Raw genomic sequence first — 23,837 nt, 5'->3', positions numbered from 1 at the left:
GGGTAGGGGGGCGTGTACGTCGACTGGCCGATATTGAACTCCGCCCTGTCGTTCCGCAGGGCGGTACAAGATTCCGTGTGTAGCGGCTCAGACGTGAGATGGAATCAGGCTTCGGTGGTGATCCTCTCAGATCACCACTGATAGCGCGCTGTTGCCATCACTGTGAGCTTGGCTCCGTAGTAACAGAACATGTAGCTGGAGCAATAAGAGACGTAAGTCTTGTTGAACAGATTGTTGGCGTTCAAGCCAAGCATCCATTGGCCAACGGCATAGTGCGCAGAAGCATCGACAAGGGTATGTTGCGGCACAGTCAGCGTGTTGTCCGCGCTTCCGTAGCTCTTCCCGACGTAGCGCACGCCCATGCCGAATCCGAGCTTGTCCCATGTGCCACCGTCAATGGTGTAGTCGCCCCATGCAGAAGCCATTTGCGTTGGCTGCGAGGTCGGGTGTTTGCCCTGGTCGCCATCGTTGGAGCGAAGCACGGTCTGGTAAAGGTGCGAGTACGACGCCAGCACGCTGAAGTTTTTTGTGATCTCCGCGTGTCCTTCAAGCTCGATGCCGCGCGAACGCACTTCGCCCGTCTGCACCTGGTAGTTGACGTGCAGCGGATCGGCAGTGAGGACATTGGTTTCCCGCAAGTCGTACACCGCAGCGGTGATATACGCACGCATGCCGGTCGGCTGGTATTTCACGCCGAGCTCGTACTGCTTACCCAGCGTGGGAGCGAATGAGCTGCCTGTCCAACTGTTACCGGTCTGCGGCTGGAACGACGTCGAGTAGCTGAGGTAGGGCGCGATGCCACTGTCGAACTTGTAGTTCAGGGCCGTTCGCCACGTGAACGCATGGTCGCGCTGATCGGTGGATGAGGACACCGCACCGGTGGTCGCGCTTTGCTGCGTGTCCAGGGTACGGGCCCAGTCGAATCGGCCACCCAGCGTGAGCAACCAGCGATCAAGGCGTACCTGGTCCTGAAAGTAGCCGCCCAGTTGAGTAAGGCGGGTGGACTGGTTTAGCGAAACGGGCACGCTAGCGATCTCGCTGAAGTCTGGATCGTAGATGTCGATCGCGTTCGCGCCGAAGTACGCACCGCCTCGATGAATATGGTTGTAGAGGTATTGATAGTCGACGCCGGCCAGCAACGTATGTTGCAGATTGCCGGTACTAAAATCGACCTGCACTTGGTTGTCCAGCGTGAACTGGCCCATGTGCTCCTTGTTGATGTTGCCCCAGTAGTAGCCAGTGCGATTATCGGCGTTCAACAAGCTGGACAACGACGTCTGGTAGTAGTCGATATCGTCGTGCAGGTAACGAAGGTTTTGACGTACCTGCACGGAGTCGTTGAAGCGATGTTCGAACAGATAGCCGATGGAGTACTGAGTGCGCGTGAAGTGGTCGCGCTGGGGATCGCCCAGATAGTGATCGGGGTTGATCTTGCCATTGGGGTTGTAGAGCACCGTGCCGTACGCCGGTAGGGGATTGAAAAGCCCGCCCTGCGGATCACGTTGAAAGTTGCTGAGCAACGTCAGGCTGGTGGCTTCACTGGGCCGCCAGGTGAGTGCCGGAGCGATGCCGAGCCGTTCGTCGCCGATGTGATCGGTCTGCGTATTGGCATTGCGGGCCAAGCCGGTGATGCGATAGAGCCACTGGCCACTCGCATCCAGGGGGCCGCCAAAGTCCACGCCCAACTGCCGGCGGTCGTAGTTGCCGATGCTGAGCAGCACCGAATGGAAGGGGTCGTCGGTGGGCCGCTTGCTCACCATATCGACGACGCCGCCCGGGCTGGCCTGTCCGTAGAGCACGGACGCGGGTCCGCGCAGCACGTCGATACGCTCAAGGAAATAAGGATCGATGCGCGGATTGGCAAACCAGGTAGTGCGGTTCAACTTCGTGCCATCGAGATATGAGTCCGCGTCGAAGCCCCGGATGCTGAGCTGATCAAAGCGCAGGTCGTTGTCCTGGCTGGATGCAGCCGGCACGTAGCGGAGGGCTTGGTCCAGCGTCTGCACACCTTGTGCATCCATTTGTTCGCGCGTGATCACCGTGATCGACTGTGGGTTGTCGATCAGTGCGGTATCCGTCTTGCTGCCTGCGCTGCTTCGCGTGGCGACGTAGCCGGTCACCGGCTTATCGGCCTTTTCCTTGTCAGTCTTGCCGGTGACATGGATGGTGGCCAACTGTTGTGGGTCGGCCTGCTGGGCCGATGCAGAAGTGGTCCAGCAAGCCAGCAGGGCAAGGGTGAGGGCGGATGTCGTGAACGTGCGGCCGGTCGTCAAGCAAGACGGCATGGAGGGTACCCCTGGAAGAAAGCGAAATAAGAATCTTTCTTATTTAACTTGATGCTTCCAAAGCCGTGTGGCCAAATAACGATGACAACTCGCCAAACATTGGCGTGTTCACATCCTTTCTTTGAAACGGCTGCACATGGACAACCTCTGGCGGCAACGCTTCGCGGCGGACTACCAACGGCAGAAGTGGCCGGTGATGGCCTGGGCCAACACCTATCAAGGTGGCGAGCGCCAGATCTGGCACAGCCACGAGCAGGGACAGTTGGTTGCCCCGACCCAAGGGGTGGTGCGCGTGCTGACGTCGGTGGGGGCGTGGGCAGTCACTCCCTTGCACGCGTTGTGGATTGCGCCAGGCGTCGACCATGAATTGCATATGGTCGGCTCAGTCACGCTGAGCACCTTGCGTGTGGAGCCCGATGCCGCGCCCTGGTTATGGCGCGAGTGCAGCCTGATCGTGGTCACTCCGTTATTGCGCGAGCTACTACTGAGCATGGCGCGCGACCCCTTTGAATACGATGCGCACAACGATGCCGCCTTGATGGCCCCCTTGGCATTGCGTTGTCTCGAAACGGCACAACCCGTCGAGCATGGGCGGCTTCCTTTGCCACGCGACAAACGCTTGCTACAGGTATGCGAACTGCTGATTCAAAGCCCCGGCAGCGAAAACACGCTGGAGCAAATCAGCGCCCAAGTGGGTGCGAGTACGCGAACAATGACGCGGCTGTTCAAGCAGGAGACCGGATTGACCTTTGGTCAATGGCGGCAACAGGCGATGCTGTCGGAGGCTGTCTGTCAGCTATCGCTCGGTTCAACGGTTTCCAGGGTCGCCCGCCACCTTGGCTACACTAATGCCAACGCGTTCAGCGCCATGTTCCGTCGCGTACTGGGCGTGCCGCCGCTTCGCTACATGCGGGGAGCGACATAGATCGTCCCCGAAGCAAAGTGCTGGGAAGAAGCATCACGGGGTGATGGCGGCCGTGCAAGGTCAGCCGGACGTCTTCAAAAGGTGCGTGACACCGGGCGTTGTACTTCTTTGCGGGGCCGGGCCAGCCACAGTCCTGCGGCGACCGGCACGGTTAGCGACAGCCAGCCCATGGTCTTCCAGACAACATGCTCCCCAAGAAGCGCAGAGAGCAGGCCGATGAGTGTGAGCGCGGACAGCAGCAGGGGCACCCCCCAGACTTTGCGAAAGGATGGCGTGCTCTTCATGGGGCGGATCCTTTCGCTTCGCCGGACTGGTGCGCGGCGATCAAGTGGGCGATGCGTTCGGCATGCGTCTTCCGACGAGCGAACCACAAATACAATCCGCTCCCAAGCACGACAATGGTGATGAGATCCAGCAGCGCCCAAAGAATCTTGAGGGGCAGGCCGCCATAGTCGCCGAAGTGCAGGGGCCGCGACACTTCAAGCGCGCGCAGGTACCACGGCATCTTCACCACACCGCTCAATTCGCCCGTATGCGCATTGACAAGGACAGGACTGAATAGGCGCGACGTTAGCGTGCGATCACCCTTGGCCCATAAAACATAGTGGTATGGACTTCCAAACGGGTTGCCGGGATAGGCGATGCTTGTGATGGTCATGCCAGGCACCGCGCGTTGGGCCGTTTCCAGCGCAGCCTGTACGGAGGGGAGGGCATCCCCTGGTGGGGTGGCCTGACCTTCGTAGGAGGCCAGCAGTTGCCTGACGTCGGTCTGCTGCCACAGGCCGAAGAGCGGCGTCGACAGCTCGTTCAGCACGCCGGTGGCGCCCACCACCAACGCCCAGGCCATAGTCACAATACCCAGCAGTTTATGCAGATCTAGCCACTTCAGGCGAGTGGCGCGTCCGCGGCGCACCGTCCCGAAATCGAGCTTCTTCATAAACGGTCCGTACAGCACGATGCCCGACACGATGGCAATGACAAACAGCAAAGCCATCACACCAAGAAACAGTTCGCCGGGCAGGCCGACAAACAGGTCGGTGTGAAGCGCAAGCATGATCTCCATAAACCTCTTGGGCTTTTCGGTCCCCGGTTGGGACGTCTCCAGCACCTCTGCTGTACGCGCATCGAAACGGATGGAGTACATCACATGCGGGTTCGCCTTCATGGCATCAAACGACGGCACCATCCACACGTAAACGGCGGGCTCGTCGTCATCCGCAAACATCGAGGCGATGACGTCGTTGGGATGAAGATGGTGCGCGGCTTCGGCGAAGCGGTCGAAGCTGGCGTTGGGCGTGCCTTCCGGCAGCGACGCATAGTGGTGCGGCTCAAGCCAACCGTCGATCTCCTCGTGAAACACAAGAGGCAGGCCGGTCAGGCAGACGAGCAACAGAAATGCCGTGCAGATCAGGCTGGTCCACTTGTGGACGCTGTACCAGCGTTTGAGTGAGCGGGCGGCCGTCATGGCCATTTAGCCGTGGCGAGTGGCGCTAACGCGTATCGGGCGACGCACGCCATGTAAAGAACTGCCCTGCGCCACGCGCCTCCGTCGCCAACCACTGCCATGCCGGTCCCTCGGTCAATATTGAGAATAATTCTCATTATTGACCGATCTGATCGGGCCTGGAAAGCCCCTCTGGTGCGAAACGCCTCGTGTTCGCTGCCCTGCTGGGCACATGCCCGTCAGCATGGGCAGGCAGTTGATACTCCGGCAACTCGTGTTGCCTCTCGTCCAGGCCCGCGCAGTTACAGCTCGGAGTTCTCGCCGAAGCATGGCGTACAGTTCAGCAATTCCAAGTACCGTTGGCAGGTCCGTTTTCGATCCTAAACGGACTTCAGGGATGGTCACGTATTTGACTTGACGGGGAACACATGGCGACGCTTGAACGCGCAATAGCAATAGCGGCTGAGGCCCACGCCGGCCAAGTAGACAAAGCTGGGCAACCTTACATCCTGCATCCGCTTCGCGTGATGCTTCGCATGAGCACGTCGACAGAGAGGATAGCCGCGGTACTTCACGATGTTGTCGAGGACTCCAGCGTGACACTGGACTTTCTCAGGGCGGAAGGTTTCCCGCCGGAAGTCATATCCGCTGTCGATGCCCTAACGAAACGACAGGGCGAATCTCGGATCGACGCCGCACACAGGGCAAAGCAAGACCCCATCGCCCGCTTGGTGAAGCTTGCCGACAACGCGGAGAACATGGATCTATCGCGGATAGCCGAACCGACAGAGCGAGACTATGCAAGGGTCGAAGAGTACAAGGTTGTTCGGTTAGTTTTGCTTGGCGGAGAAGACTAGGTCGCCATCGTAAGGTCTGCTTTCGACGGCGGTCTCAACCGGTCGATGCAATACTCCTGCTGCTTGCACAGTCGTTAGTGCGTTGCATGGACCGGTTGATGCCGCCACCCGAAGCTTATACTCAGATGCAAGCTGAGAAATTCGGTGCAGTAGGAGGGGTGGATGCCGACGTTTGTGCTGGTTTTGCTCTGGATAGGCGCGATCGTTTCACTGATAGGTTCGTGGATAACCTGCACGATGCTTATTTTTCGGCTAAGGGAAGGCTACCCGGACGTGTACGCCAAGATAGGTTCACCCAGCGCGCTCTCAAGAAAGGCCGAGTTTCTTTGGCAACTAAAGGCCCATGAGAGTGGGCTCAACTCGGATACGCTCAGACTCAAGAAGGTGAGCGTGCGCTTCGTTCTCGCATTTGCGGGCTTTGTGCTCGTCTTTGTCGGAAGCGTTATAGCTAGCGCCCTTATTGGTGGCCTATAACGTTCTCCTCCAAGAAATTCGTACGATTAGGAGGTCCACTTTCGACCCGAAGCGGACCTTGCCGGGCCCAGGTCAAAGAGGGAAAAAGAGTGATCGATCAGGAAGCTCTATGTTTGAAGGCGTCGCGCTTACGGAAGATTTTGGGCGATCTTTCTCCGTCCGTAGAAGCAGCCCGGGCTCTGCTGGGCGAACTGAACCCGCTTCTTAAAAAAGCCATCAGTAAGCAGGTGACGGTTCCGCCGGATAGGCAAATTCCCGGCGGATACATGGTTTGGTCGGACGGCGCATTTCATGAGTTCCCCGAAGTGGAAGAAGCGTACGCTCAGTTTCAGAACCAAATTCTGGGTGGACGCTAAGGCCGGGGTGGAGGCGTCTGTTGCGGGTACGATGTCCGCTTTCGACCCACAGCGGCCCCCGGGAACATTCGACAAGGTTGCCCATGCGCAATGACAACAGGTTTGGCCTGATCGTATCCGTCGTTGCTCTTTTGGTCTTCCTGACGCCACGCCATGCGATCGGGCAAAGCGCGTCTGTCGGCGAGAAACCGGAGAATACGTCTCAGATGTGTATGAGGGGATTGTGGAAGGCGTTGATGCCCTTGGTTGATGCTCATAACGGCTATATCGTCGCCGGGGACCTGGAGCGTATCGCGAAGATCAAGCTTCCTGCGCCCGTTTCCATCAGCTCTACCGACACCATCAGTAGTCTCGAATGGAAGGCGCCCTATTCGGTTCCCTCGGCCGTCCCGGGATGGCCCGCAATGACCGGGGGCGCCCAACTTTCGATGCGATTGGAGCTGCATCATGACCCGTCTCCCACACCGCATCCGTATTCCTGGCAGCGGATGCAGCGTCGCATCAATGGCACCCGATCCTCGAATCTCGACCTGACGTGCATAGGTGGTGCCGATACCCTGACCCTTAGAGAGGCCGAGGCGGACCTGGAGGCGATAGGCCTTAAGCGGATCGGCACCCTTTCCGAGCCGCAGCCAGTCGAAGTCTTCTATCAGGGAATGAAGGGGCGCGTAGACCTGTATTACGACACCCCGGTAGCGACAGTTCCAGCCGTCATCTCCGTGCACGTATCCGGCACAGATATGACGCGGACATCAGCGCAATCGAATTCGCCGTAAGTCCGCTTTCGACCCGGAGCGGACACTTTATACGGGGGATTTTGGCCATTACGGATGTTCTCTATCGCTTAGCGAGTCGGCGTCGCCGGCAACAGTCGCGCCGACAGATCCCTGGAGACGGAATGCCAAGACTTGTTTCTGCCGCCGTTCTTTTGGCCGCCGCGTGTTCGGCCTCTGCGCGTGACGATAGTGAGGTTCACCCTTCGTATTTCGACGGCAGCCGGCACAGGTACGAGTACACCATTACGGCCGAAATGGTCGATCTGGCTCCGAAATGGAATCAGGCAACGCAGCCAAATCCTCCGCTGTCGGCCTCCGAGGCCATTGCTAAGAGCCGGGAATGCATTGCCAAGATCCCTCCGGGCCAAGTTGACCTGGGTGTTCTGGGTAATACGGGTAAGGAATATTGGGCACTAACTGAAGTCAGTCTGCGAAAGGTCCTAAATAGTTGGGCATGGGTCATCACGTACGGGCTCACCCCGGCAGGCCCAGCAACGGGTGCCTGGCCAACGATGGATTGCTGGGTACTCATGGACGGAAAGGTCCTTAAGCCTGGTCCCGTCTCAATGTGGTCACATTGAGTCCGCTTCCGACCCGAAGCAGACCTAAGAGTCGACCGCCCCGATGTAGCTGAGAAACATCCGGGCTAGTTCGCGCTCCAGAAATTGATCGTCGGTAGGGACCATCGACTGCAATTTTTCTGCGTTATCGCCGGCTACCAGGAGCTCTACAAGCGTCGCCGAGACCATAAGGAAGGCCATGGTTAACGCCGACTTGGGGTGCGGGTGGCTCATGTGCTTCTGATGGACCATCAGCACATCCGAAAAGTAGTCCATGGTGTCGTTTTCCAGCTGCATCGCCTGGCGTTTGAACGCTAGATGATCGGTGGCCTGCACGAACTGCCGCAGTGCCCGGATCAGTCTGGCGTTCTTTCGATAGCTTGCGAGCATGGTGCGCGTGATGCCCTCAACCAGTGCTCGGAGGCTGCTTTGCTGTGCAACTTCCATGGTGAACACCTTTTTCAGGTGTACCAGTTGGTCTTCAAGAATACGAATGATGCATCGCTCTAGCAGCGCGTTCTTGTCGGGGAAGCGGCGGTAGATTGCTCCGGGCGTAAGGCCCGCATATTCGGCGACGCGCGGAACGGTTGCGCCCTCCAGACCGTACTGCCCCAGCACCTCCACGGTCGCTTTGATCAGCTTCGTTTCGGATTCACGACTGCGTGCCTGGCGGGGGGCGAGGGGTGTTTTGGTCATCGGTCATTCCTGGTCGACCGGGGTAGTAGACAGGCTAAGAATGTAAATGTAAATTTGCATTTACATCGATTGAGGGGTGGGCCATGGACCTTGAGCACGCCGAAGCCGCTGGGATTCCGGCGAATAGTGAGCATCCGCTGCGGAACGCCGCCTTTCGCCGTTGGCTAACAGGCAGCACCATTTCGCTGTTGGGGGATCAGTTCTACCTCGTCGCCTTGCCTTGGCTGGTGCTGGATAAACTGGGTTCGGCGACCACGCTGGGCAGCTTGATGATGGCTGGCGCGATTCCCCGTGCCGCGCTGCTGTTAGTCGGCGGAGTGATTGCCGACCGGCTTTCCGCGCGATGGATCATGCTGACGACCGCCGTCATTCGCGCGCTTTGTGTGACGCTGAGCGGTGTACTTGCAGCGCAAGGTCACCTTCATCTGGCACAGCTATACCTGCTGGTAGTGGCGTTTGGCATCGCCGACGCCTTCGCCATGCCGGCGCAATCGGCCTACCTGCCCTGGCTATTGCGGGGCAACCAACTGGTGGCCGGCACGGGTCTGAGCCAGGTTGCCGGGCAACTCACATCCATCCTTGGGCCTATCGCTGCGGGTTTGGTGATTGCGAAGCTGGGCGTTGCCTCGGCGTTCTACATCGATGCAGTGAGCTTCATTGTCGTGATCATCGCTTTGATGCGATTGCCAGACCCCCAACGAGTGGCGTCCTCTACTCATCCGATCGAGGCCATGAAGCAAGGCATCTCCTATGTGCTTGCTGATGCGCCGCTATGCGCCATGATGCTGCTGGCGATGGTGGTGAACCTGTGCGTGACCGGGCCTTTGTCAGTAGGTATTGCGGACCTGGTGAAAACCGAGCTTGGCTCGGCGAGTACCTATGGCGTGCTGCTATCGGCGGCCGCAGCGGGTGCCCTTGCCGGCGCCGTGCTGGCTAGCGTGTGGAAAGTTCAACGGCGAGGTTTGCTGATACTCGGAGGTAGTGCAGCATTGGGCGTATGCCTCGTCGGTATCGGTCTGCAGCACACGGGGGTTTACTGGCTGGCGTGCGTGCTGGCGTTGATCGGATGCGTGGCGGGATTCGTCAACGTGCATATTGGCGCCTGGGTGATGCAGCGTATCGACCCTGTAGTGCGCGGCCGCGTATCCAGTGTGCTTATTCTGGGTTCGCTAGGCATAGCGCCGCTTTCGATGGGTCTGGCAGGCCTCGCGTTGTTGGTGAATGTCTCAGCGTTGTTCCTTCTGGCAGGTGGCATTCTGATCTGCATTAGCGCAGTCGCCGCAAGAGGTACTTCGATAAGGAACATCACTTGATCACCCAGATTAATCAGGGGCTGGAGATGTCCTTGTTGATGCTTCGCAAGGTCCGCTTTCGACCCGAAGCGGACAGATTTCAAAGGGAGAAACATGGCCGAGAAGGACGACGGCTGGTTGACCGATCAGGCGGATCACCTGATTGGCGTCACGCTCACATGTCGCGAATGGGCACCGGCGTACGCCGAAGACGATCATGACCATTGCGCTCTCTGCTGGGCCAAGTTCTCGAAGCTCGGCCTCCCGGGCGAACTACGGGTAGGCTGGTGTACAGCAGATGGGCGTTACTGAGTCTGCCAGCAGTGCGTCGACGATTTTACGGTTCGTTTTCAGTGGACTTTGAACGACAACCCGAATCTTGTGATTGTTTAACATATCCGCTTCCGACCCACAGCGGACATCGCGCGGGCAACCATTTGCGCCAATCAATGAGTGACGAACTGTGTGATCAACGATGAGGCGAACGCTCGGCGGTCTACCTTCGTCGACTGTCCGGGTGGTGTCCGCAGGAGTGTCCGCGGACGCTGCGACACACGATGGGACGTTGCCGTAACTCTATGATTCGGATGATCGCTCCTCTCGATCTAGAGATGGCATATCGTTTGCTCAGTCACTAGGACTGCGATCCGGTGATTCTGGAGAACGATAAGGATGAGCAAATGAAATGGAGTCTCGCCTTTTGCCTGTTAGCTGTATCGACCGCTGTCGGAGCCGTTGTCATCAGAGCAGACGTTGATGATGCCAAGTATCGAGTCCAGGCTTCCGCATTTCCCGCATTGGTAGACATGCCTGGTGAGGGACATGGTGTCCTGATTGCACCTCAGTGGGTCGTCACCGCGGCTCACACGGCGCCAATGCAAATGCAAGACATGGAGGATGACGTATCTATTGGCGGTGTAGCGCGCAAGGTCAAGCGCGTCATCATTCATCCCGGTTACAAGAAGATGCCCGATCAGCTGATCAAGGAGGCACTGGCATCTGGTGATTTATCCAAGGTGCATGCATTTCTGGACTCATCTGACGACATTGCGCTGATCGAACTCGCGTCGCCGGTCACGGATGTAACTCCTGTTCCTATCTATCGTGGGAACAAAGAAGTGGGGATGACCGCGGAGCTTGTGGGTAAGGGCGCCACGGGCAATGGCACCAAAGGCCAGGACGCTCAAAGCTCGCATCGCACCGTTCTGCGACATGCCTTCAACGTGATTGTTGGTGACGACGCGCGCTATGTTTGGTATCGATTTGACGCGCCATCGTCCGCCCTTCCGCTTGAAGGCATCACGGGGAGCGGCGACAGTGGCGGCCCGTTGCTCATCGGGGAAGGGAGCTCAACGCAACTCGTCGGGCTGGCCTCTTGGAGCAAATATCCTCCGGACCATCCATTCTTGAAAAAGTGGACATCAGATCGCCCATTCGTGGAGGGCCTCTACGGCGAAATCGTGTACGCCGTTCGCGCCTCAAGCTACATCCAGTGGATAGAAGGCGCGATGTCTGCAAGCGCTAATCCGTAATGTCCGCTTCCGATCTATAGCAGACGTTTCAAGGGTCCAGTAGGCACCTACGTAAAACGTCCAGTCCGGGCGAGAACGGATCCTATCGATCGATTACAAAATAGTAGTGGCCGCCAAGATGTAGTTCATGCCTTTGCCTCCCCCTTATGGATAAAGGAAAGCGCCAGTGGCTCATCGTGCAAAGATTGTCGCGGCATGTGCGTTTCTATGCATTGCCAATGGCCCTTTATTTGGTCAGGCGATTCCAGGCACTACCCATGTTCCGACTGACTTGGGGCGACGGATCAATGAAATTGAATCCTGTCTTCCGGATCCTGTCATCGTCAAGGGCGAGCCACCTTCCTGTCACACGCTCGCGGAGCGGATGCAGGAGTTACATGTTCCTGGAATAAGCGTTGCTGTTATTCACCATGGGGCCCTCGAATGGGCAAAGGGCTTTGGTGTTGAGCGGATTGGCGGAGAGCCCATCACCCCCGAAACGCTCTTTCAAGCGGGATCGATCAGCAAGCCGATTTCGGCCATGGCTGCTCTTCATCTCGTCCAACAGGGCAAGCTCTCGCTCGACTCGGATGTGAATAGCGTGCTCACGACGTGGAAGGTTCCGGCGAGCCCCGCCGCACCTGGCGCAGCGGCGACCTTGCGTGAACTTCTCACGCATACGGCAGGGTTTACCGTGCATGGCTTTCCCGGTTACGCAGCCAATACTCCCGTACCAACGCTTGTTCAGGTGCTGAATGGCGAAAAGCCCGCCAACAACGAGCCCATTCGACTGGAAAGCGTGCCGGGTAGTCAGTGGAAGTATTCCGGCGGTGGTTACACCGTCATGCAACAACTTCTTTTGGACGCATCAAAACGACCTTTCGCCGAGTTGCTTCGCGATACGGTGTTGATTCCGATAGGCATGATCCATAGCACCTATGAGCAGCCCCTGCCGGCTTCGCTCAAGGCCGAGGCGGCGACCCCTTACGGTGTCAATGACGAGCCCATTCCCGGCGGCGCACATACCTATCCGGAGAAAGCCGCCGCAGGTCTGTGGACCACACCATCCGATCTCGCTCGGTATGTGCTTGAGGTCCAGCAGTCATTGCAGGGCAAAGCCAACCACGTGCTCAATCCAGACTTGACGAAGCAAATGCTTACTCCTGGCAAAGGACATTGGGGCCTTGGTCTTGAGATCGGCGGCTCCCCGACCGAGCCCTATTTTTCCCACGGAGGTGTGGATGAGGGCTTCGAGAGCCTCTTGGTTGGATATGAGCACAACGGAGAAGGCGCGGTCGTCATGACCAACGCCAAAGGGGGAGGACGACTCGCTTCGCAGGTCATGATGGGCATTGCGGCTGCATACGCTTGGCCGGATTTTCAACCCGTAGTCCGCACAGCCATCGAGTTGGATCGGTCCGTTCTTGCTCGTTATGTGGGGACATACCAATTGGCACCGGACTTCAGCCTCGTCTTCACGCTTGAGGATGGACAGCTGATGGCCCAGGCCACGAATCAACACAAGTTTCCGGTTTTTCCAGAATCGGAAACCAGGTTCTTTTGGAAAGTTGTGAACGCCGAGATTGAATTTTTTCCAGACAGCGCGGGGCACGTAAAATACGTCGTGTTCCACCAAAATGGCCAGGACGATAGAGGCGTCAAGAAGTAATCATTTGACGCAAACAGTGGCGTGCCGCCAACGTCCGTTTTCGACTGGGATTTCATGGTCAATGCACGGTTGTGTCGCACTGGGAGCCAGAGCATGAAGCGGCGGAAAGGGGATTGATGAGGCTTGTCGACCTGTTTGTTCGAACGCATATGTGGGGCGATGTTGCGACAGCGCACCGCGCGAATGGACGGACCAAGGTTGGTACTGGCCAAATTTGGTCTGTCAGATGGACAACTACAGCGGCCCGGGTACCGGTGAGCTTAAATTACTGCAAGGCTAGATCACCGATTTGATGTGGCTGTAAGGTCCGCTTTCGACTGCGAATTCAGCCACCTGTTCATGGAACGAGCGGAATGGTGGCGCGTAACAAGGGCCGCCACCGATAGCGGAAAGAGGAAGTACTTGGATGTGATGGATAGCAGCTGTGACACCAACCCATAGTCACCACTCGTGCCTTCACCACCGTAAAAAACGAAAAGCCAGTAACCCGTGAGTGTGATGATCAACACAAGTCTGACGTCCGATTTCGCCGCGGCGGAATCAAGGCACTGGGGCAAGAATCGAAAGAGGCAGTGCCAGACAATATGGAGTGAAAGTGGAAGCAGGCATAGTCCCATCACCCACGTTTGCAGGTGCAAGCCGCTCGCCGCAATGGCTATGTCGGCATGGGTGGTGAAACCGCGTATGGGAACGTATCCCCACACATTGCCCGCGCACATCAAGGCGAGGGTGAAGATGCCAGCCAACAGAGCGGGGCGCGTCATCACCAGGCGAGTTCGGGCGGCCAGGAAAAGCATATAGTAGAGAGCGGCGTTTCCGATGAGCATCCCCGCCAGGGCGATCGCTACCACCGCCAGTCCATGGCCGCCCGCAAGGATAGGCGCGTAGTTCACATTGTCCGAAACGCCGCCCAGGAAGATGATGTTGTAAAGCGTGGGTGGCCCATAGTCGATCGCCAGGGGATTGGCCATCCATCCCAGCGCCCAGGCCGTGAAGGAGTGAGCATATTCATGCGTCAAGTAAGCGATGGCATGCGCCACCACCACGCAAATGCAGGCGGCGATACCGAACAGGATGTCTTTGCCGTCAAAGGGCTTCGCTGGCGCTGTCGAGGTGGCGTTCAAGTACATCTCCCCGCTGAGGTTCGTAAAGTCCTGCGTTAGATGCGCTATCCCAAGGAAGGGTTGAAACGCCCTGTCTGGCAGTGACTGGCCAGGCCTGCTTCGGCTGGAATATGAAATAGCGTCTGCGCCCGCTCAGTTGCAGATATTGCATCCAACGATGATGGAGGCAGGCATGGTTCTATTTGTACTCACCAAGCATGGCTTGGCACAGATGCTCGACCTCGCCACAGGGCGTAAGGCACCGATCTGGGTGAATCAAGGCTTCTTGGATGACTAGGCTCAGCTGGCAGGGCCGCGCACTACTTTGAATTCAGGTATTGGCCTGGGGAGCAACCGATCATTTTTCGGAAGTCGTTTTGGAAGTGCGCCTGGTCGAAGTAGCCAGTGTTCTGTGCGAGGGTAGCACCCGCTGCGGGCTCGCCTACAGTGAGTTGAGTGAGTACGTCATATACGCGATAGCGCTTGATCACCCAACGTGGGCTCGCACCTATATATCGTTGAAATAGTCGCTGAAGTTTTCGCTCTGACAGGCCAAAACGGGCGGTGAGATGCTCCACGCGTGTTATCTCGCCATCGTTCACTATGGCCTCAACGATAGCGCGCGCGACCCCTGTGTTGGGATCGAGAGCTGGCAGATGGGCGATCAGGAATTTGGCAGCGGTATCCACCATGGCCTGATCATCGCCACATGCCAGGACACGTTGCTCAGCGGACAAAGCATCGGAAAAAACGTGTTCTGCGGCCATCGACGAATTAGCGATCAGGCTGATCGGCTTACCGAAAAACGGATAGAACGCGCCCGGACGAAATTTGATGCCAAGAATGGTGGCCTGTCCACTCAGTTCACGCGCAAAGCGACGCAACTGCACGCCGTAGATCTTTGAGCGGCCGGGTGCAAACGCGAGATGTACGCTCGGGTGTGGAAGCACGACCCTCGCCTGCGGCGAGCCATCCCGAAGATCCCACTTTTCCAGCCAGAAGTGCTCGACCCACTCCATCAGTTCATCCGGAGGGGCATGGCGTGTGTGCTGGTAAGTGCCTGGTGGAGGCGAATGGTGCAGGACACCACAGCCTTGTCCAAAAGCGCCTCGACCAAGCTGGTCGTTTGCAGCGCCGGGCTGCGTATCCATTTGTCGGCTTTTTACAATCATCTTGGCGTGACCCGCGATGCAATAAAAGAACCAGCTACCGGGGTATTGCTCGGCGATGGGCCCCAGCGTGCTGCTCATCCTACTACCAAGCGAACCGAGATCTCATGCTTATGAACATAGTGAAGATGATTCTTCTCACTTGCCTTGTATGTGGCGTCATGAGTTCGCCGTCGCCGGCCATCGCAGGTCAAATGCCGTCCGGTCCAGGTGCGCCGGAGATCGAGCCCATACGAACGGTCGAGTTGAAATTTTCGGCATTCAATCGACACGACGCGGGCGCAATCGAAGCTCTCTATGCCAGAGATGCCATCTTGCACAGCCCGGACTACCCTGAGCTTGCTGGCAACTCGAAGATCGCCGATACATACCGTTGGATTTTCGATGCCATACCTGACGCCAAAGACAGCATCGTCACCATGGAAAGTACGGCGAACTATGTCTACGTTCAGTTCGTTCTTTCCGGCCATCTGAAAGGTGCAGAAAACAAACCCGTCAGCATTCGAATCATGTCGGTTTACACGATCAAGGATCACCTGATTGTGAGTGACTCAACCTATTACGATCGAAAGGCACCGTAGCAACGGCTGCCTTCCGGGCGATAGATTCGATGTCTGGTCAGCGCACAGGTTTGAAGCCGCTGCTCTGGTCCTGGCTGCGTTGCTAAGCGACAGCGTCGGATGATGGATCGTCGGTGTGTTCGTGTTGCCACGTGTTTTCGAACACGAGCGCTTCCAGTGGTTGTCGCGTGGCCCAGTTCTCCTGTTGCAGCATGGGCTCGGTATAGAACGCTGGTACGTGTCCCAGACACAGCACAGCGACGGGTGTTGCTCCTGGCGGCAAGTGGAGCAGGGCGCCCAGTGCTTCCGGGTCAAAAAGCGAAACCCAGCCCATGCCTATGCCTTCCGCGCGTGCAGCCAGCCACAGGTTTTGGATGGCGCAGGCTACGGAGGCTAGATCCATCTGCGGCATGGTGCGTCGCCCGAAGATGTGATGTTCGCGACGGTCCATCAAGGCGACCACGAGTAGCTCGCCGCATTCACGGATGCCCTCGACCTTCAGGCGCATGAAGTCGTCCTGACGTTGTCCAAGTGCGGCGGCGGTGTGTTGTCGTTCCTCGTCCACCAGTGCGTGGATACTTTGGCGCAAGCTCGAATCGGTGACGCGGATGAAACGCCACGGCTGCATGAAGCCTACGCTGGGGCCGAGGTGGGCGGCGCGCAGCAGGCGTTGGAGCAGGGCAGGCTCAAGCGGGTCGGGCAGGAAGTGGCGCATGTCGCGTCGTTGCTCGATCACGCGGTAAATGGCGGCGATATCGCCGTCGTTGTAGCGGTTCATGGGGCTTGGGGCCTGCGGCAATAGCGGAAACTTTGGCGGGCTACGGCAAAGGTCCTGCGATGATACCGCTGCTAGCGCTGTGCTCCGAACGGGCTGGCGATGTCCCGCGCGGGTGCCGCCGGGTCTGGCGTGCCGGCCCCGAATCTGTCACGCCACAGGGGCGATCCATCAGCGTCGCAGGCAGAGACACACCCCGTTGTCGACGGACGGTGTGAGTTGCCACTAGGCGGGCCATGGGTGCGGATGCGTAGAACGGTGGCACGCGTGCCTGGCGGATCGGGCGATGGGGTTGTGATATCGCAACAAACGATTTGGCCGAGCCCCATCGTGCACCGCGCTAAAAGTCTTGGGGATGGCGGGCGCATCTACTTACAAGGGCACGTCTCGGCGTCACTTTGCACCCCGCTTTAGCGCATTAGAGCTAAAAATGGATCGTGACAAATTGTGATGCACGTCATGCTTATAGCGTCGATGATCGCTCACAAGATTTTTCGTATGGTGCCATGCTGCACCTGCGGCAGCCGTACTTCAGTTTGAAGCAGTTCCGCGTGTTGCATCGCGGCAGTTGGGGCTGAAGACAAGGACGTCGCACCCGTAGAACGAGACGAATCAGGCTGAATCCCCAGTCATGCCGTTTTCGTTTGAGTCCTCGACACAAAACAGGGGTTGTGCAGGGTTCTTAGTAGCCGAGCGCATCGCGTCGATTCCTTTTTCTTTGAAAACATCGTTCACGCCATAGTGTGAGCGCAGGGGCACTTTCGTCCCGCGCTCAGGCTCACGCGCGCGCGGATGATCCTTTGCGCCCAGCACTTTTGTCTCCTGCTCATCCCTGATGCCGAATCAGTCATAAGGGAGTGAGGCATGAACAAGATTTACAACAAGGTGTGGAACAGCGCGTTGGCGCAAGTCGTGGTCGCCTCGGAGTTTGCAACGGGGCGCGGTGGCGGCGTGGTGGATCGACGCGATAAGCGTCAGCGACTTTTGCCGAGCCGCCTGGGCCTGGGCATTTTCACGGCGCTGGCAGCGCTTGGTGGAGCAGGGTGGATGGAGCGGGCTCACGCACAGGCAGTGGACTGCACCCCGTTGCCTTACAACGCGTACAACAGTACGGCCTCGTGCATGGGCTATGGGGCTACAGCCAGCGGCACCGGAGCCACCGCGCTGGGGGCGAGTGCCAAGGCGGATGTATTGGGTGCATTGGCCGTGGGGTATGCCTCCCATGCCGCCGGGCAAAACAACATCGCGCTCGGCTTTCAGGCCTTAACCGCAGGCACCAATTCGATCTATCTGGGTGCGCGTTCGGCGGCGGGCACGGGTGCGAATGCGGATGGAGCGATAGCCATCGGCACGGACGTAACGGCCTCTGCCGCCAATGCGGTTGCTATGGGGTCGACGTCCAAGGCGTCGACCATATCCGCGGTGGCCATTGGCACCAATGCAGCTGCATCGGGTGGCACGGCCGGCTTGGCGGTGGCCTTGGGCGCAGGCGCCAAGGCCGTATCCACCAACGGTGGTTCACCCATTGCGATCGGCGCGAACTCCAATGCGAGCGGAAGCGCCGGCGTGGTGCTTCCGAATGGCGCCACCACGACGACTTTCGAAGCGGCCGCGCTAGGTAACCAGGCCACGGCGACGGGTATGCAAAGCGTGGCCGTGGGTAATCTGACGGCAGCCACCGGTATATGGAGTACCGCTGTCGGCTCCATCGCCAATGCGTCCGGCGGAGAATCCACCGCCGTCGGCCAGATGGCGCAGGCGACCGGCACGTATGCCACCGCGCTGGGTGTGGGCGGCACCGCCGCCGCCACAGCGGTAACGGCATCAGGTGCGGGTTCGCTTGCGCTGGGCGGCAACGCCGTGGCGGGTGCAGTGGCGGCTGGTGATAACGCCATTGCCATCGGCGGGCAAGCCACGGCAAGCGTGGGGGGCGCGGCGGCGATTGGCCTGCGCGCGAATGCCAGTGGAGTGAATGCCTTGGCAAACGGCGTGCAGGCGACAGCTTCGGGTTTGTCGTCGGCAGCGGTTGGCGTGAATGCCAACGCTGCGGGGCAGAGTGCTGCGGCGGTCGGAAACTTGGCCAATGCCTCGGCTGATTTCGCACTGGCGCTGGGTAATCAGGCCGTGTCGAGCGGTATTGGTTCGGTAGCCGCCGGCTCTGGTGCGCTGAGCTCGCAACAATCCGCCATTGCCGTAGGCAACAACGCGGCGGCGACTGCCGCGCTCGCTTCCGCGTTGGGTGCGGGTGCGGCGGCAAGCGGCCAGAATGCGGTTGCACTGGGCGCACTCGCGAAGGCCTCGGCGAGCAATGCCACAGCGATAGGTAATACCTCGCAGGCGCTGGCTGCATCCACGGTGGCGCTTGGCGATAGCAATACGGTTGTTGCTGCGGCGGGAACGGGCTCCATTGCCGGCGGCCACAATTCGAAGGTGTCGGGTGGCACGGGTGCGGTGGCACTGGGCGAAGGTCAAGTTGCCAACGGCAACGGTGCCGTGGCGATTGGTGACCCGAATTCCGCGACGGGTAATGGCGCAGTCGCAACCGGTGCCAATGACACGGCCAACGGTGATGGCGCGGTGGCCATTGGCAACAACAACAATGCGCAGGGCGTGGGCTCGGTGGCGCTGGGCAACGGCAGTAGTGCGCTGGGTGCCGGCTCATTGGCCTTCGGCAACGGCGCTGCCGCCAATAACGCGAATGATGTCGCGCTGGGCTCTGGATCCAGCACGGCCACGGCCGTGCGCACGCCGAGCACCTCCATCAATGGCACGACCTATACCTTCGCAGGTACCAACCCGACTAGCACGGTGAGCGTGGGTGCGTTGAACACGGAGCGCACCATCACCAACGTTGCCGCAGGCCGCATCAGTGGCTCCAGCACGGATGCGATCAATGGCTCGCAGTTGTTCGCGACCAATTCGGCGGTGACCTCGGTGGGTACCACGGTAACCAACCTGGGCAACACCATTGCGACCAGTATTGGCGGCGGGACCACCTACAACTCCAGCACGGGCGCACTGACCACCAGCGTTACCTATGGTGGCAACACCTATAGCTCGCTGCAGAATGTGTTCAATCAGATTAGCGGCGTGGTGGATGGCGGTGGCATCAAGTATTTCCACGCCAACTCGACACTGGCGGACTCCACCGCCGGCGGTGCCAACAGTGTGGCGATCGGTCCGGTGTCCACGGCCAGCACGGCCAATGCCGTTTCTATTGGCAACGGTGCCAACGCGGGTACGAACGTGGGGGATGTGGCGCTTGGCTCGGGTTCGGTCTCCGGCGCCGCCGTGGGCACGCCGAGCACTTCCATCAATGGCACGACCTATACCTTCGCAGGTACCAACCCGACCAGCACGGTGAGCGTGGGCGCGTTGAACACCGAGCGCACCATCACCAATGTCGCGGCCGGGCGGCTAAGTGGCGCCAGCACCGACGCGGTGAATGGCTCGCAGCTGTTCTCGACCAATCAGGCGGTGACCTCGGTGGGCACCACGGTAACCAACCTGGGCAACACCCTTGCGAGCAGCATAGGCGGTGGTACCACCTACAACTCGAGCACAGGCGCATTGACCACCAGCATCACCTATGGCGGCAACACCTATAGCTCGCTGCAGAATGTGTTCAACCAGATCGGCGGCGTGGTGAACGGCGGTGGCATCAAGTACTTCCACGCGAACTCCGCGTTGGCCGATTCAACGGCCACCGGCGTCAACAGCGTGGCGATTGGCCCGGTTTCTAACGCGGGCACGGCGAATGCGGTCTCCATCGGCAATGGCGCCACGGCGGATACCAATGCTGGTGATGTAGCGCTTGGTGCAGGCAGTGTGACCGGGCCGGTCGTGCAGACGAAGGGCGCCACCATTGCCGGCACCGCTTACACCTATGCCGGTACGGCACCCACCAGCACGGTGAGCGTAGGTAGCGCGGGCATCGAACGCACGATCACCAATGTGGCGGCAGGGCAGGTGACTGGAGGAAGCACGGATGCCGTCAATGGTTCGCAGCTTTTTGCCACCAATCAGGCACTGGATAGCTTGAACAGCAGCGTGACCGCCAACGCGACGCACTACTACAGCGTCAATGACGGTGGCACAGCCGGCAGCAACTACGCCAACAACGGCGCCACCGGACTGAGACGCCTTGGCTGCCGGTGTAGGAGCCAGTGCGACAGCTGCCAGTGGCACCGCCTTGGGTCAGAACACGCAGGCTACGGTGCTGGGTGGTGTGGCGCTGGGTTCGGGGGCGGTTTCTGACCGGGCCATTGCGCCCACCTCGGGCTCCATCCTCGTGGGCACCAATGTCATCCCGTACAACACGACGGATCGCACCTTGCTCGGCGCGGTATCCGTGGGCAATGCCACCGCCTTCCGACAGATCACCAATGTGGCAGACGGCACCCTGGATCAGGATGCAGTGACGCTGCGCCAGCTCAAAGGGGCGATGAGTTCGTTCTCGGTCACGCCGATCAAGTACTTCCACGCCAACTCGACCGCTTCTGATTCTGCGGCGATCGGTGCGAACTCGGTGGCGGTCGGCCCACAGACCACGGTGAATGGCGACAACGGCATTGGCATGGGCAACGGCGCCATTGTTCAGCAGACCGCGCCGGGCGGTACGGCCATTGGCCAGAATGCGACGGTGAACCTGGCCGATGGCGTCGCACTGGGCACCAATGCCACGTCCAACGGTATCCAGGCGCTCGCACTGGGTGCCGGTACGCAAGCGGCGTATGCCGGCAGTGTGGCTCTGGGTGCGGGCTCGGTGACGGCGGCTCCGGTGGCCACCACCAGCACGACGCTCAACGGCACGACATACCAGTTCGCGGGCACAACGCCGGGCTCCACCGTGAGCGTGGGTTCGGCGGGAGCGGAGCGCACTCTGACCAACGTGGCGGCGGGACGCATCAGTGCAACCAGCACGGATGCAATCAACGGCTCGGAGTTGTACGCCACCAATCAAACGCTGCAGCAGTTGGGGTCGCAGGTGATCAACCTCTCCAACACCATCCGCAACTTCCCTCCGGGCGTGGGTGGCAGCACCACCATCAACACGTATCAGACCAGTGGTGACAACAACACGGCGTCTTCAGCCACGGGTGGCAACTCAACCGCAGCGGGTGCTGGCGCTACGGCGTCGGGCAACAACAGCACGGCGGTCGGTGCCGGTTCGACGGCGAGTGGTGACAACAGCGTTGCGATTGGTAATGGTTCCGTGGCGTCGTCGAGCAACACGGTATCGGTGGGCTCTGTTGGCCACGAGCGAACGGTTACCAACGTAGCCAATGGTGTCGGTGCCACCGATGCCGTGAACGTGGGGCAGCTTAGCGATGCCATTGCCGAGGCCAAGAACTGGTCGAAGGACTATGTCGACCAGCGCTTTCAAAGCGTAGATCAGGACCTCAACCGTATTGGCAATCGCGCCAACGCGGGCATTGCCTCGGCCATGGCGCTGGCCAGCTTGCCGCAGGCCTATCAGCCGAATCAAAGCTCGGCGGCGGTAGCGCTGGGTGCATTCCATGGCGAGACAGGCGTTGCCGTCGGTATGTCTGCGATTACGGAGAGTGGTCGCTACGTGTTCAAGCTCAACGCCACCACCAACTCGCGCGGCGATGCCGGTGCGGGCGTTGGTGCGGGCATGGTCTGGTAATGGACGCAGCCTGGCGCTATGCGCCGCGCTCGTCTTCCATCGCATGAAGGAATCAACGATATGAACAATCCCTGGAAACAGATCATGGTGGCGGCAACTGCCGCGCTCGTGCTTGCGGCCTGCGGTAACGTGAGTCGCAACGTGGCGAAGGACGGTAACTCGGCCAGCGAACTGGTGTGGCCAACACCGGATAACGTCACACCGATGCACAAGGGTGGCACCTTTCCGAACCTGGCCAATTTGCGGCAGGTTAGGGCGGGGCTTATCAAGCCTCAGATATCCGAGTTGATCGGGTATCCACATTTCAGTGAAGGCTTGTGGGGCGTGCGCGAGTGGAACTATCTATTCAATTTTCGCAAGCCGGGCAGTGACGAGGTAACGGTGTGCCAGTACAAGGTGCTGTTTGATGAGAACAGCGTGGCGCGCAGTTTCTACTGGAAGCCTGAATCTTGCGCTTCGTTGCTGAAAGAGCAGGAGGCGGTTGCTCCGCTTAGTGAGGAGGCGCCGCATCGGTTTACGCTTTCTGCCGATGCGCTCTTTGCCTTTGGCAAGTCGGATGTGACCCCCGAAGGAAAGAAGGCGCTGGCCGACTTGGCGACGCAATTACATGAACATCTGGCGCAGATAGGAAGCATCCGCGTCACCGGCTATACGGATCGCCTCGGCACGTCCGTCAGCAATCGTTACCTATCCGAACGCCGCGCGCGCGCCGTCATGGACGTGCTCGTCGAGGATGGTGTGCCAGGTGCGAAGATCCGAGCCGAAGGGTTGGGCGAAAGCGATCCCGTGAAAGACTGCCTTGAGGGCCCGCGTGCGCAGATGGTGGCATGTCTCGCCCCCAACCGACGTGTCGAAGTAAGGGTCGATCCGTAACCTCTGATGCGTGATAGGCGGCTGATAACGCCGCCCCGGCCATGGCAGAACCATGGCCGGGATCAAGCACGGAAGCTCGTTGGCGTATCGACCCGGTGTGGCTTCCGTACACCTTCTGTCTGGGTTACATCGTCGGGGCCAAGGTGCACTCTTGCGGGCACCGTGGCCCATCAGTGGCCCAACGTCAGTCGAGGTGGCTATGCACCGCATGACCTGGTTGATTTCCGCCGCGTTGATCCTTCCCATGACCACGATGGTGCCTGCCGAGGTCGCCAGGGCCGCCCAGGACAATGCAGGCGATTGCGTTTCCAGGCAGGGAACCAACTTCGTGAACCGGTGCGATTTTCCTGTGACGCACGAATGGTGCGTTTACTCAGAGCCACGTTGCCCCGATCACTACACCCACAAGGCCACCATTCCGCCGCATGGGTCCATCGGCACTGCTGCCGACCGCAACACCGGAACACGTAGCGGGCGCGTCTGCCGAGGCGAGGACTCCATTCCGTCGGACAACGCGGAAGGGTGCAAGTAGGTTGGAGTTGTAGGTTCCGCCTCCGTTTCGGCGTTCCGGCACACAGCGAATATCTGCTTCGGGTCGAGAGCGAATATTTGGACGGCTACTCGGCTTTGCTAGCCAGACCTCGAAAGCAGGTTGCGATGGGCTGCATGGTGGCCCGCCCTGTCTCGAATATGGAGTAGAAACACGGGCCTTCTTCTGGCTTCGTCAAAGACCTTCGACTTTTGTGTAGCGGGGTACTTCCAAATGATCCTGGCTACCCTGGGGAGAATCTTGAGTTCCGGACACCCTTCGGGGAGACCGGGGCGGGAGCGAAACAGGTAGGGAAGACTCCGCCAAGCCACC

21 protein-coding genes are annotated in these 23,837 nt (G+C 59.3%); 14 read left to right on the top strand and 7 right to left on the bottom strand.

What is annotated here, in order from left to right; genetic code table 11:
* Positions 1-131: 131 nt before the first annotated feature.
* Positions 132-2,285, bottom strand: coding sequence for a TonB-dependent siderophore receptor (locus DYST_RS04810; protein ID WP_239950447.1), 2,154 nt, complete (start codon positions 2,283-2,285; stop codon positions 132-134).
* Positions 2,286-2,421: 136 nt separating this feature from the next.
* Between DYST_RS04810 and DYST_RS04805 the strand changes: the two genes are divergently transcribed.
* Positions 2,422-3,210 (top strand): AraC family transcriptional regulator, encoded by a 789-nt coding sequence (locus tag DYST_RS04805; RefSeq protein ID WP_239950445.1) that lies wholly within the window; start codon positions 2,422-2,424, stop codon positions 3,208-3,210.
* A 74-nt stretch (positions 3,211-3,284) separates the two neighbouring features.
* Here the strand turns inward: DYST_RS04805 and DYST_RS04800 are convergent, their stop codons facing one another.
* Positions 3,285-3,494: a hypothetical protein gene (locus tag DYST_RS04800; protein ID WP_239950443.1), complete on the bottom strand. Its 210-nt coding sequence runs from the start codon at positions 3,492-3,494 to the stop codon at positions 3,285-3,287.
* Positions 3,491-4,675 (bottom strand): PepSY-associated TM helix domain-containing protein, encoded by a 1,185-nt coding sequence (locus DYST_RS04795; protein WP_239950442.1) that lies wholly within the window; start codon positions 4,673-4,675, stop codon positions 3,491-3,493. Before DYST_RS04795 ends, DYST_RS04800 begins: the two co-directional genes overlap by 4 nt.
* Positions 4,676-5,082: 407 nt before the next feature.
* Between DYST_RS04795 and DYST_RS04790 the strand changes: the two genes are divergently transcribed.
* From DYST_RS04790 to DYST_RS04775, 4 genes are all read left to right on the top strand, one after another.
* Positions 5,083-5,511 carry an HD domain-containing protein gene (locus DYST_RS04790; protein ID WP_239950441.1) on the top strand — a complete coding sequence of 143 codons (429 nt, stop codon included), beginning with the start codon at positions 5,083-5,085 and terminating at the stop codon, positions 5,509-5,511.
* 162 nt (positions 5,512-5,673) lie between these two features.
* On the top strand, positions 5,674-5,985 hold the full coding sequence (locus tag DYST_RS04785; protein ID WP_239950440.1) for a hypothetical protein: 312 nt from the start codon (positions 5,674-5,676) through the stop codon (positions 5,983-5,985).
* Positions 5,986-6,074: 89 nt separating this feature from the next.
* The gene (locus DYST_RS04780; protein ID WP_239950439.1) at positions 6,075-6,341 is read left to right on the top strand and encodes a hypothetical protein; all 267 of its coding nucleotides are present in this window, start codon (positions 6,075-6,077) and stop codon (positions 6,339-6,341) included.
* A gap of 83 nt (positions 6,342-6,424) precedes the next feature.
* Positions 6,425-7,117, top strand: a complete 693-nt coding sequence (locus DYST_RS04775; protein ID WP_239950438.1) for a hypothetical protein — start codon at positions 6,425-6,427, stop codon at positions 7,115-7,117.
* A 605-nt stretch (positions 7,118-7,722) separates the two neighbouring features.
* Here DYST_RS04775 and DYST_RS04770 read toward each other — a convergent pair.
* Positions 7,723-8,373 (bottom strand): TetR/AcrR family transcriptional regulator, encoded by a 651-nt coding sequence (locus DYST_RS04770; RefSeq protein ID WP_239950437.1) that lies wholly within the window; start codon positions 8,371-8,373, stop codon positions 7,723-7,725.
* Positions 8,374-8,456: 83 nt separating this feature from the next.
* Between DYST_RS04770 and DYST_RS04765 the strand changes: the two genes are divergently transcribed.
* From DYST_RS04765 to DYST_RS04750, 4 genes are all read left to right on the top strand, one after another.
* Positions 8,457-9,686: an MFS transporter gene (locus DYST_RS04765; RefSeq protein WP_239950436.1), complete on the top strand. Its 1,230-nt coding sequence runs from the start codon at positions 8,457-8,459 to the stop codon at positions 9,684-9,686.
* 93 nt (positions 9,687-9,779) lie between these two features.
* Complete coding sequence (locus DYST_RS04760) at positions 9,780-9,977, top strand: hypothetical protein (RefSeq protein ID WP_239950434.1); 198 nt, start codon at positions 9,780-9,782, stop codon at positions 9,975-9,977.
* A gap of 368 nt (positions 9,978-10,345) precedes the next feature.
* Positions 10,346-11,197, top strand: a complete 852-nt coding sequence (locus tag DYST_RS04755; protein WP_239952073.1) for a S1 family peptidase — start codon at positions 10,346-10,348, stop codon at positions 11,195-11,197.
* A gap of 166 nt (positions 11,198-11,363) precedes the next feature.
* The gene (locus tag DYST_RS04750; RefSeq protein WP_239950432.1) at positions 11,364-12,845 is read left to right on the top strand and encodes a serine hydrolase; all 1,482 of its coding nucleotides are present in this window, start codon (positions 11,364-11,366) and stop codon (positions 12,843-12,845) included.
* A 281-nt stretch (positions 12,846-13,126) separates the two neighbouring features.
* On the opposite strand, the gene DYST_RS04745 is transcribed toward DYST_RS04750, so the two are convergent.
* Together DYST_RS04745 and DYST_RS04740 are read right to left on the bottom strand one after the other, a co-directional pair.
* Positions 13,127-13,969, bottom strand: coding sequence for a hypothetical protein (locus DYST_RS04745; protein WP_239950430.1), 843 nt, complete (start codon positions 13,967-13,969; stop codon positions 13,127-13,129).
* Between the two features lie 299 nt (positions 13,970-14,268).
* Complete coding sequence (locus DYST_RS04740; RefSeq protein WP_239950428.1) at positions 14,269-15,198, bottom strand: AraC family transcriptional regulator; 930 nt, start codon at positions 15,196-15,198, stop codon at positions 14,269-14,271.
* Between the two features lie 80 nt (positions 15,199-15,278).
* On the opposite strand from DYST_RS04740, the gene DYST_RS04735 reads away from it, so the two are divergent.
* The gene (locus DYST_RS04735; protein ID WP_239950426.1) at positions 15,279-15,698 is read left to right on the top strand and encodes an ester cyclase; all 420 of its coding nucleotides are present in this window, start codon (positions 15,279-15,281) and stop codon (positions 15,696-15,698) included.
* An 82-nt stretch (positions 15,699-15,780) separates the two neighbouring features.
* Here DYST_RS04735 and bluB read toward each other — a convergent pair whose 3' ends face one another.
* On the bottom strand, positions 15,781-16,455 hold the full coding sequence (gene bluB / locus DYST_RS04730; RefSeq protein ID WP_102304339.1) for a 5,6-dimethylbenzimidazole synthase: 675 nt from the start codon (positions 16,453-16,455) through the stop codon (positions 15,781-15,783).
* Positions 16,456-17,316: 861 nt separating this feature from the next.
* Between bluB and DYST_RS04725 the strand changes: the two genes are divergently transcribed.
* The 4 genes from DYST_RS04725 to DYST_RS04710 all read left to right on the top strand — a co-directional run bounded on the left by DYST_RS04725 (position 17,317) and on the right by DYST_RS04710 (position 23,507).
* On the top strand, positions 17,317-20,709 hold the full coding sequence (locus DYST_RS04725) for an ESPR-type extended signal peptide-containing protein (protein ID WP_239950425.1): 3,393 nt from the start codon (positions 17,317-17,319) through the stop codon (positions 20,707-20,709).
* A complete protein-coding gene (locus DYST_RS04720; RefSeq protein ID WP_239950424.1) occupies positions 20,645-22,102 on the top strand; it encodes a YadA family autotransporter adhesin in 1,458 nt (485 codons plus the stop codon). Before DYST_RS04725 ends, DYST_RS04720 begins: the two co-directional genes overlap by 65 nt.
* Before the next feature lie 60 nt (positions 22,103-22,162).
* On the top strand, positions 22,163-22,975 hold the full coding sequence (locus DYST_RS04715; protein ID WP_239950423.1) for an OmpA family protein: 813 nt from the start codon (positions 22,163-22,165) through the stop codon (positions 22,973-22,975).
* A gap of 208 nt (positions 22,976-23,183) precedes the next feature.
* Positions 23,184-23,507, top strand: a complete 324-nt coding sequence (locus DYST_RS04710; RefSeq protein ID WP_239950422.1) for a hypothetical protein — start codon at positions 23,184-23,186, stop codon at positions 23,505-23,507.
* The last annotated feature ends 330 nt before the right edge of the window (positions 23,508-23,837 follow it).

The sequence above is a fragment of the Dyella terrae genome (assembly GCF_022394535.1).
In the GTDB taxonomy this organism is placed as follows: Bacteria; Pseudomonadota; Gammaproteobacteria; order Xanthomonadales; family Rhodanobacteraceae; genus Dyella.
This window is presented reverse-complemented; position numbering and strand designations above follow the sequence as displayed.

Coding starts and splice junctions, on each gene's coding strand:
- DYST_RS04735 (WP_239950426.1), top strand. CDS start 15,279: ATGAGTTCGCCGTCGCCGGCCATCGCAGGTCAAATGCCGTCCGGTCCA.
- DYST_RS04775 (WP_239950438.1), top strand. CDS start 6,425: ATGCGCAATGACAACAGGTTTGGCCTGATCGTATCCGTCGTTGCTCTT.
- DYST_RS04725 (WP_239950425.1), top strand. CDS start 17,317: ATGAACAAGATTTACAACAAGGTGTGGAACAGCGCGTTGGCGCAAGTC.
- DYST_RS04760 (WP_239950434.1), top strand. CDS start 9,780: ATGGCCGAGAAGGACGACGGCTGGTTGACCGATCAGGCGGATCACCTG.
- DYST_RS04710 (WP_239950422.1), top strand. CDS start 23,184: ATGACCTGGTTGATTTCCGCCGCGTTGATCCTTCCCATGACCACGATG.
- DYST_RS04785 (WP_239950440.1), top strand. CDS start 5,674: ATGCCGACGTTTGTGCTGGTTTTGCTCTGGATAGGCGCGATCGTTTCA.
- DYST_RS04740 (WP_239950428.1), bottom strand. CDS start 15,198: ATGAGCAGCACGCTGGGGCCCATCGCCGAGCAATACCCCGGTAGCTGG.
- DYST_RS04765 (WP_239950436.1), top strand. CDS start 8,457: ATGGACCTTGAGCACGCCGAAGCCGCTGGGATTCCGGCGAATAGTGAG.
- bluB (WP_102304339.1), bottom strand. CDS start 16,455: ATGAACCGCTACAACGACGGCGATATCGCCGCCATTTACCGCGTGATC.
- DYST_RS04770 (WP_239950437.1), bottom strand. CDS start 8,373: ATGACCAAAACACCCCTCGCCCCCCGCCAGGCACGCAGTCGTGAATCC.
- DYST_RS04755 (WP_239952073.1), top strand. CDS start 10,346: ATGAAATGGAGTCTCGCCTTTTGCCTGTTAGCTGTATCGACCGCTGTC.
- DYST_RS04790 (WP_239950441.1), top strand. CDS start 5,083: ATGGCGACGCTTGAACGCGCAATAGCAATAGCGGCTGAGGCCCACGCC.
- DYST_RS04810 (WP_239950447.1), bottom strand. CDS start 2,285: ATGCCGTCTTGCTTGACGACCGGCCGCACGTTCACGACATCCGCCCTC.
- DYST_RS04800 (WP_239950443.1), bottom strand. CDS start 3,494: ATGAAGAGCACGCCATCCTTTCGCAAAGTCTGGGGGGTGCCCCTGCTG.
- DYST_RS04715 (WP_239950423.1), top strand. CDS start 22,163: ATGAACAATCCCTGGAAACAGATCATGGTGGCGGCAACTGCCGCGCTC.
- DYST_RS04805 (WP_239950445.1), top strand. CDS start 2,422: ATGGACAACCTCTGGCGGCAACGCTTCGCGGCGGACTACCAACGGCAG.
- DYST_RS04795 (WP_239950442.1), bottom strand. CDS start 4,675: ATGACGGCCGCCCGCTCACTCAAACGCTGGTACAGCGTCCACAAGTGG.